Origin of the sequence: Romboutsia sp. 13368, assembly GCF_018336475.1 — a bacterium.
GTDB lineage: Bacteria > Bacillota > Clostridia > Peptostreptococcales > Peptostreptococcaceae > Romboutsia.
On record NZ_CP048741.1, the window covers coordinates 1,805,038 to 1,809,290 of the forward strand.

Annotated in this window: 6 protein-coding genes; all 6 read right to left on the reverse strand. The window is 25.4% G+C overall.

The window, feature by feature from the left end:
* Nucleotides 1-140: 140 nt before the first annotated feature.
* The 6 genes from scpB to G3997_RS07375 all read right to left on the reverse strand — a co-directional run bounded on the left by scpB (nucleotide 141) and on the right by G3997_RS07375 (nucleotide 4,217).
* Nucleotides 141-674, reverse strand: coding sequence for an SMC-Scp complex subunit ScpB (scpB, locus tag G3997_RS07350; RefSeq protein ID WP_296644970.1), 534 nt, complete (start codon nucleotides 672-674; stop codon nucleotides 141-143).
* Between the two features lies 1 nt (nucleotide 675).
* Nucleotides 676-1,401 (reverse strand): segregation and condensation protein A, encoded by a 726-nt coding sequence (locus tag G3997_RS07355; protein ID WP_296644973.1) that lies wholly within the window; start codon nucleotides 1,399-1,401, stop codon nucleotides 676-678.
* Nucleotides 1,402-1,418: 17 nt separating this feature from the next.
* A complete protein-coding gene (locus G3997_RS07360; protein WP_296644976.1) occupies nucleotides 1,419-2,009 on the reverse strand; it encodes a site-2 protease family protein in 591 nt (196 codons plus the stop codon).
* A 67-nt stretch (nucleotides 2,010-2,076) separates the two neighbouring features.
* Complete coding sequence (locus G3997_RS07365; RefSeq protein ID WP_296644978.1) at nucleotides 2,077-2,691, reverse strand: GNAT family N-acetyltransferase; 615 nt, start codon at nucleotides 2,689-2,691, stop codon at nucleotides 2,077-2,079.
* A 131-nt stretch (nucleotides 2,692-2,822) separates the two neighbouring features.
* Nucleotides 2,823-3,974 carry a D-alanyl-D-alanine carboxypeptidase family protein gene (locus tag G3997_RS07370; protein WP_296644979.1) on the reverse strand — a complete coding sequence of 384 codons (1,152 nt, stop codon included), beginning with the start codon at nucleotides 3,972-3,974 and terminating at the stop codon, nucleotides 2,823-2,825.
* A 54-nt stretch (nucleotides 3,975-4,028) separates the two neighbouring features.
* Nucleotides 4,029-4,217 carry a CD1290 family small acid-soluble spore protein gene (locus G3997_RS07375; protein WP_296644982.1) on the reverse strand — a complete coding sequence of 63 codons (189 nt, stop codon included), beginning with the start codon at nucleotides 4,215-4,217 and terminating at the stop codon, nucleotides 4,029-4,031.
* Nucleotides 4,218-4,253 lie beyond the last annotated feature (36 nt).

The window sequence follows — 4,253 nt, forward strand, 5'->3', positions numbered from 1 at the left end:
TAATTAATACTAATATTATAATTAACATTGGTATTAAAAAATTAAATATATCACTGTAGTCCATAAAACTATTATTTTCTAAATTAGGGATATATATACTAATTATTTACAAAAAAAGTGTGCTAAATTTAGCACACTTTTTATTCATTGTTATTTTCATAGTTCTCGATAGGAGGTAAATCCTCTAATCTTTCTATATTTAGTAACTTTAAAAATTCATCTGTTGTTCTATATATTATAGGTTTTCCGATTTTATCTAATCTTCCAGCTTCTCTTATAAGATTATTTTCTATAAGAGTTTGAATAGCTTTATCACTTTTAACTCCTCTTATATCTTCTACTTCAACCTTTGTTATAGGTTGTTTATACGCTATTATAGTTAATGTTTCTAAAGTAGTTTGAGTTAAGCTTTTCTTCTTCTTAGGCTCAAGAACCTTTTTTATGAAACTTGAGTAATCTTTATTAGTACACATTTGATATTTGTCTTGTAATTTTATTATTTGTATACCTCTGTTATTTTCCTTATATTCATTTATAAGATTATTTAACATGTATTCTATTTCTTTACTTGATAATTCTTCATTTATTATATCATTTAATTCTTTTATGCTTATAGGTTCTGCATAAGCAAACATTATAGCTTCTATAATATGCTTTATATCTTCACGTCTCATTTTAATTCTCCAGATTTTTCTTTATTAATATGTCATCAAAAAATAAATCTTGGTAAACTACTATCTCTCTTGATTTTATAAGTTCTAGTATTGATAAAAATGTTGCAATTACTTCATCCTTATCAACATTTTCTACAACTTTTGTAAATCTTACCTCATTATCTCTATCTATGATGTCTCTTATGTATGCTATTTTTTCTTCTACAGGTATAATTCTTCCTCTTACTATCTTTTCTAACTTCTCATCTTTATTAGATTTATTTTCATCATGTTTTACCTTTAATATATATGGAAGGATATTTTTTATAGCATCTATAGATATAGTATCTAAATCCATAGTATCATCTATTATTACTTCTTCTTTTTTTCTGTAATATAAATCATCTATATAGGTTATATTATCCTTTAAATCCTCTGATGCTAATTTAAACTTTTTATATTCTTCTAATTTCTCCATAAGTTCTAAACGAGGATCTTCTACTTCATCATTATTTTTCTGTTTATATAGCAAGTATCTAGACTTTATTTCTAATAATTTAGATGCCATAGTTATAAATTCACTTGCTATTTCTAAATCCATTTTTTCAAGTGCAGTTATATAATTTATATATTGCTTTGTTATATCTATAATAGATATATCTTTAATATCTATCTTTTGTTTAGATATCATATCATAAAGTAAGTCCAATGGCCCTTCATAAACCTGTAATTGTACGTTATATTTCATATATTTTACCTCTTATATTACATAAATAAATATAATATTTGCCAAATTAAATTTCTTATTGGAGATACAAATATACTATATGCTCCTGTAAATATAAGAAGTAAAAATATTATACTACTCATACTTTCATATTTATAAACTATCTCATTATACTTATATGGTATAAATGAAGATATTACACCCCATCCATCAAGTGGAGGAAGTGGTAATAAGTTAAATGCTGCAAATCCTACATTATAAACTATAACATATTGAGCTATTAAATTTATTGCATACATATTTACATACTTATTTATAAGAACACATACTATAGCTGTTATTATATTTGCAATTACCCCAGATAATGATACTATTACATTTCCAATTTTATAGTTTTTGAAATTATTAGGATTAACTGGTACAGGCTTTGCCCATCCTATATGTACAATAAGCATAGCTATTAATCCCATAATATCTAAATGTTTTGCTGGATTTAAAGTCATTCTTCCATACATTTTAGCAGTATCATCACCTAATAAATGTGCAGAGTATGCATGACCGAACTCATGCACAGATATAGCAACTGCTATTGCAACTATAGTCGCTAATATAGTACTTAAATTATACATTTATTCTCTCTCCTAAATTTTGATTTTAATATTATTATATCAATTTTCTAATTTATAAGCAAAGTTTTTATAAATACAGAAAGTAATAGGATATCCTATTATYTTCTTGTAYATATTTTAAGTATTCAGATTTTAATATTTTATATGAATCACATTTAACATAAGTTATTTTCATTCCTTTTATAATTTTCTTATCGTAACTTTTATAATATTTGATATTTAAATTTTCTAATGCTTTTCTAGATTTTTTATTATCTTCATAGGTATTTGCTATTATTCGTTTTACATTTGTATTAGTAAATGTAAATTTAAGCAATTCTCTAGCAAGCTCAGTTCCAATGTCATGTCCCCAATAAATTGGATTTATGCATATCCCTATTTCTGCTTCAATATCATCTTTATCTATATTATTTAAACCAATATTACCTATTACTTTATTATTAGATTTATCTACTACTGCAAAATGACCTATTTTATCTTTATTATAGTTATCTATNAAAAAAGATTTTATAAATCTCTTTGTATTTGCTATAGATTTATGKGGATTCATAGGAAGATACTTTACTACTTTAGGATTTTTATAGTATTCAAACATATCTTCTGCATCATCTAAACTTACTGGTCTTAATATATATTTTTCAGTTTCTATTATCGGCATTTGAGGATAAGTAACATCTATCATTAATCCTCCCCCTCATATATTGATTAATAAATTATATGATTAATATATATTTATTGTTAATATAAATGTTTTGATATYTCTTTAATAACTTTAATATGTAATAAATAAAAAAGAAGCTTAAAGCTTCTTTTTTATAGCATTTCATCTATAACTCTTTGTAACATTTGTAAATAACTTGCTTTTTGTATATCTTTTGTATTTACTAAATCTACTTTTCCAACTAAAGTTTTACCTTGATAAACTTCAATATATCCTAAACTCGTACCCTTTTTAATAGGTAGTGTTGGATTTTCATTTAATTTTACTTTTCTAGTAAAATCTTTATTTCCACCTTTTTTAACAAGTACACTTAAATCATCTTTTGCTACTAAACTAATTTTTTGTTCATCTGCTTTATCTAGAGTAATTGTACCTATTTTATCATCTTTAGAGCATAATTTTACACTTTCATAATTTGCAAATCCAAAATTTAAAAGGCTTGTAGCATCTTTAAATCTTTCTGGTGATGTTTCTGCTCCTAGAGTTACTGCAACTAAATGAGTATCACCTCTTTTAGCAGATGCAGATAAACAGTATTTAGCTTGTTGAGTAAATCCAGTTTTAACACCTGTAGCACCTTGATAATGTTTTATTAATTTATTCGTATTAGCAAGTCCAACTGTAACCTGCTTTTTACCAACAACAATTTGATCCATCCAAGTTGTTAAGTATTTAGTTATAACGTCATGTTTTAATAGTTCTCTAGACATTATTGCTATATCATGAGCTGATGTATAATGATTATCTACGGGAAGTCCATTAGTATTTACAAAATTTGTATCTTTCATATTTAGTTCTTTAGCTTTAGCATTCATCATATCTACAAAACTTTCTACACTACCTGCTACATATTCTGCCATAGCAACACAACCATCATTAGCTGAAGCTACTGCTATACCTTTTAATAGTGTATCTACTTTTTGAACTTCTCCTGGTTCTAAAAATATTTGACTTCCACCCATACTAGCTGCATTTTCACTTATTTGTACACTATCTTCTAAAGTTATCTTGCCAGAATCTAGCGCTTCACATATAAGTAACATAGTCATTACTTTAGTTACACTTGCAGGAGGTAGCTTATCATGAGCATTTTTTTCATAAAGTATTTGTCCACTTCCTACATCCATTAATATAGCTGATTTAGAAGATACACTAAGTGGCGTATTATCTTCATTTGCAAAAGATATATTCATAGGCATAATTGCAAGTAATATAGTCATCATAAAACTAACTATTTTTTTCATTAGTGTCACCTCTTAATATTTTATTTAGATTTATTTTATCACTATTTATTGTTTTTATTCTAAATGCCCACTCTTAGAAAAGCTCCTTTTTTCCTTACTTCTTTTTAATCTTAATTTCATTTTGGGAATTCCTCCATTATAAGCACACTCTATTAAGTCGAAAATATTTTCAGGGTGCATTTCATGCTCAGCTGCAATTTCCATTTTAATTTGTTTTAAAGCTTTCTTTGCATTATTATCCATCTATTTTCTCCTTATCTTATTTTATATTTATAAATA

Excerpts from the sequence above, each read along its gene's own strand:
- scpB (WP_296644970.1), bottom strand. The coding sequence starts at position 674 with ATGAGACGTGAAGATATAAAGCATATTATAGAAGCTATAATGTTTGCT.
- G3997_RS07355 (WP_296644973.1), bottom strand. The coding sequence starts at position 1,401 with ATGAAATATAACGTACAATTACAGGTTTATGAAGGGCCATTGGACTTA.
- G3997_RS07360 (WP_296644976.1), bottom strand. The coding sequence starts at position 2,009 with ATGTATAATTTAAGTACTATATTAGCGACTATAGTTGCAATAGCAGTT.
- G3997_RS07370 (WP_296644979.1), bottom strand. The coding sequence starts at position 3,974 with ATGAAAAAAATAGTTAGTTTTATGATGACTATATTACTTGCAATTATG.
- G3997_RS07375 (WP_296644982.1), bottom strand. The coding sequence starts at position 4,217 with ATGGATAATAATGCAAAGAAAGCTTTAAAACAAATTAAAATGGAAATT.